The sequence below is a fragment of the Milkweed yellows phytoplasma str. MW1 genome (assembly GCF_000309485.1).
Lineage (GTDB): Bacteria > Bacillota_I > Bacilli_A > Acholeplasmatales > Acholeplasmataceae > Phytoplasma.
In genome coordinates this window covers 1-4031 of the sequence record NZ_AKIL01000002.1, presented here as the reverse complement: position 1 = coordinate 4031, position 4031 = coordinate 1, and the positions used below count along the sequence as shown (strand labels likewise).

General features: G+C 29.3%; 3 protein-coding genes and 1 riboswitch. All 3 genes read right to left on the bottom strand.

Annotated elements, in window-relative coordinates; translation table 11 throughout:
- Positions 1–929 precede the first annotated feature (929 nt).
- The 3 genes from RI76_RS00020 to RI76_RS00010 are packed head-to-tail and all read right to left on the bottom strand — an operon-like array spanning position 930 to position 2680.
- Positions 930–1640 carry an amino acid ABC transporter permease gene (locus RI76_RS00020; RefSeq protein WP_017192073.1) on the bottom strand — a complete coding sequence of 237 codons (711 nt, stop codon included), beginning with the start codon at positions 1638–1640 and terminating at the stop codon, positions 930–932.
- Positions 1624–1827: a hypothetical protein gene (locus tag RI76_RS00015; RefSeq protein ID WP_017192072.1), complete on the bottom strand. Its 204-nt coding sequence runs from the start codon at positions 1825–1827 to the stop codon at positions 1624–1626. The genes RI76_RS00020 and RI76_RS00015 overlap by 17 nt, the downstream gene beginning before the upstream one ends.
- Complete coding sequence (locus RI76_RS00010) at positions 1808–2680, bottom strand: transporter substrate-binding domain-containing protein (RefSeq protein WP_017192071.1); 873 nt, start codon at positions 2678–2680, stop codon at positions 1808–1810. Before RI76_RS00010 ends, RI76_RS00015 begins: the two co-directional genes overlap by 20 nt.
- A gap of 111 nt (positions 2681–2791) precedes the next feature.
- Positions 2792–2965: riboswitch (Lysine riboswitch) on the bottom strand.
- Between the last annotated feature and the right edge of the window lie 1066 nt (positions 2966–4031).

Genomic DNA, 4031 nt, shown 5'->3' with positions numbered 1-4031 from the left:
GTTTATTATATTTAAGTTTTTCATATAAAAAACTTTTTAGATATTTTTTATTTATATTTATTACAAATAATATTATAAAGCAAATCATCTGTTTTTTTTAAGATTTATGTTATAAAAAGTCATTTTTCTTTTATCTGAAAGTGTTTTATATATTAATTAAGTGAAAAATTTTAATTGATTCTAATAAGTTTGAACCCATTGCGACCGATTTTTTCGATATTTTATCACAACGAAAGTAATGCAACTGTTTTTTGTGGCAATTTTTAGGCAATAATTGCACGACCGCTATAAAATGTTAGTTGGGTTTAATTTTTAAATCTTCTGGGATAAAATTTTTTAATTCCAAATAACCGTTAAACATTTGAATTCCTTCTTCTTTAACTGTTAAAAAAAAATAAGATTGATCTTTATAGTTAAGGCATGTAGTTGACTTTTTAAAATAACGTGTTTTTCTTCTAAATCGCCTTTTTGGCAATAACGATTTAAAAAGGTTCTCCTCTTTAACTTAAAGACTCTATTAAACCTCTTCCTTCTTACGCTGTTTTTATAAAAGATTGTTGGTATTGTAAAGTTTCATGTTTATTCATAATTTTTTAAATTCCGCTTTTATCATTTATTAATAAAAAATTTTTGTCATCTTTAATAAATATATTCTGCCTTTATATTTTTTAAAAGTCAAATCTTTTGATTATTTCTTTTTTCTTATTAAGATTTTTTTGTCCTTAGAAGTTCATAAAAGTTATATCTTTATTGAAAAGGAGATGATAATTTATAGTTTGTCGGGAGACAAAGAGAAATAAAAGTTTTTAAACAAAAAAATAACTTCTAAAATTATTATAACCAACCATAAAAAAGGAGCCTTTAAACTTCCTTTTTATAGTTGTTTTTTGATTTTAATAATAAATTAAGGCAATTTTGATACTTAAAGGTTATTTATTAGCGCCTAATTTTTTCTCTAACACTCTTAAACCGATATTAGCGAATAAAATTAAAATTAAATAAATAACGCCGGCGATAGTGAAAGTAGCAAAAGTATTGAAAGTTGCTCCTCTAATTTGTTTAGTAACGGCGAATAATTCCATTACCCCAATAACACTTAAAACAGAACCATCTTTTAAATTAATTATAAATTCGTTCATTATCGGCAGTAAAGATCTTTTGATCGCTTGAGGAAAAATAACATGTCTTAAAGTTTGTTTCTCTGTCATCCCTAAAGCTTGAGCGGCTTCTATTTGAGCCGTATCAAAGAAATTAACGTTTCTTAAAATTATTTCAGCGATATAAGCGGTTGAATTGAAAGTAATCACGATTAGACCAGCTCTCAAAGGGGTTAACCATTCAAACTTGCCTAAAGAGTTAATGCCGTAATAAAACATCATCGCTTGAATCATCATCGGAATGCCTTTGATAACAAAAATATAGACAGAGAGAAATTTATCAGTTATCGTTTGGATATAATATTGAACAAAAGTAACTTTTTTTCTGTCTTGTTTTTTACCTTTTAGATAAACAATACCTAACGCGATTACAAACGCTCCTAGTGTGCCTATAATAGCTAAAAGAAGGGTTATTTTAATACCTTCTAGATATAAAGCATAGTTTTTTCTTAAGATAGTGAAAATACTACTTTTTTGTGGCATAATTTTTGCCTGCTATTTCCATATATTCTTTTCTAGTAATTGGCGCTATTTTTTTTAAGACTTCATTCTTTTGTCCTAATAAATAGTTATTTTGTTTAACCCCAATTATGGTGTCGTTATCCGCTGCGGCTTTTTTCATTTTTTGACCTAATGTTGCATCAATATTATTAATTTTGATTTTTTGCATAAATTTGGATCGCTTGTTGCATATATCCTTTTCTAGTATTTTTATCTATTTTCCTTAAAGCTTCATTAACTTGTCCTAATAAAGGATTATTTTTTTTAACCCCAATTCTGGTGTCAATATCCACTTTGTTCTCTTGCATTTGTTGGTATAATACTGTACCAATATTATCAATAGTTGTTAATATATCAGGAAATGATTTTAAATATTGTTGGGCTAAAGACGATTCAGCTATAAAACCGACAATATGTTGGCTTCGAGTTTTGTCAATTAAATCAATATAGCTGGGTAAAAATTCTACATTTGCTTTACCACCAGCCAATTCTTCTGTTTTATCTTCATAAAGGGTTTCTGTTTGAACCCCTAATTTTTTACCTTGTAAATCGCCAATATTTTGGATATTTTGAGGATTATCTTTATGGACAATGAAACTTATATTTGGGTTGAAGTAAGGGTCAGTGAAGTCTATTTGTTGTGCTCTTCTCTCTGTTTTAGCCATCCCACCCACGATTAAATCAATTTTTTCATTGTTTAAAGCAGGAATTAAACCATCCCATTCTTTTTTAACGATAACTAATTTACGTCCTAGCTGTTTAGCTATCGCTTTTGCTATACGAACGTCATAACCATCAGCGTAATTGCTTCCATTGGTTCCGACAAGATAACTTTCATCTGTTTTGTCACCTGGACTTACGCCATAATTATACGGTGCGTAATCTACTTCCATACCGACTCTTAAAACATTCTCGCTTGATTTTCTAGTAGACAAGTAATAAGAAATGCCAAAACCGATTACAATAATAAAAAATAAAACAACTAACAAAATGATTAATTTTTTTCTTTTCCTTAAATCCATTTTTTCTTACCTTTCTTTTATTTACAAAAATTTTGTAAGTAAAAGAAAAAAACCCTTACTAATTTAAAAAGTAAGGGCGTGATTAGCATAAAAGAAAGAATTTTTGTTTTATGTTTTGTCAGCCCCATTGCTTTTTAAAAAACAAAGAGTGTTATAGCTCTTATTCTATAACCCCATATAAAACTATTGCCATAGTTTTATATTCGGCGATGATTGCCTTTCTTACACTTCTAAGAATGCCTTCTCCGTGTAATACTAATCTGCATCGCTGCCTCTGAGTTTAATCTTTTATTTTTCTAAAATTTTATAATTAGATTATAACTTAAATAAAGCGGTTTGTCAATTGTTTTTTTTAAAGAAAATAAGAGATTTGTTAAAAACTTGGTTATGAGGGAGGAATGAGAAGAGAGTAAGAAAGGATATAACTTTTTTTAAAATCAGGGTATATTAGATGCGTTTAAGGATTGCTCCCTATTACAAACTAGCCCCACAAAAAACCGTATGAGTAAATTTCCAAACATACGACGTTTATAATATTCCTAGATTCCTAGTTTTTGACGATTTTTCGTCTCAATTCTGTTTAAATGCGTAGTTAGTTTTAAAATTTTACTTTCCTTTGATAGCATATAGCCGCCGCCCTTTTAAGCCCTTAAACTCGAAATATTATTTCCTCTTTCGCCCTATATCATGCTTTCCATGACTTCCTGGTTGGGCGATTGTCTTAACTATTCCAAATTAAGTTTTACTCCAACGACTACTATGATTCTGCTTTTTCCTTGAATCCATAAGACTTTTTATCCTCTTATGTTTAGTTTTTAACCTTGATTTTTAGGAAAATCCAAGTTACTCTTATTAACTACGTGAATTTTTTAGGGTTGATGACCTTAACATTAACTCATGGAATGATTAGTTCCTGAGATAGGTAAATACCGCGTTTGGCTAGGCGAGTCAAGATGTTGGTATTGAAACCATGAAGGGATTTTTTCCCCTGATAATCTAAATAGCCTAAATAGTTCAATTATATAACTATTTAGTCCTATCTTATCAAGTCATTTCAGTTCCTTTCGACTTTGGTTGCTTAGTTTACTCTGCTTTTTGCGTTTAGGTCCATTGCAGGACTTCTCCTTGGAATTTTTTCTTCTTGCGGTATCTTCTTAGATAAAAACTTTTTGCCTCAACCCGCGCTTTTATCCTCTACTATAATCTGCTATTCTTTCGTTGAGCAAACAAAGGATATGAAGTACGTCATTATCAGACTTTGTAATTCGTTAAACTACTGCAAATAAGGTATCTTTGGAGCCTAATTGTTAAAATGAGTAAATCTTACTTTTTTATCTAAATTATTTTTAAA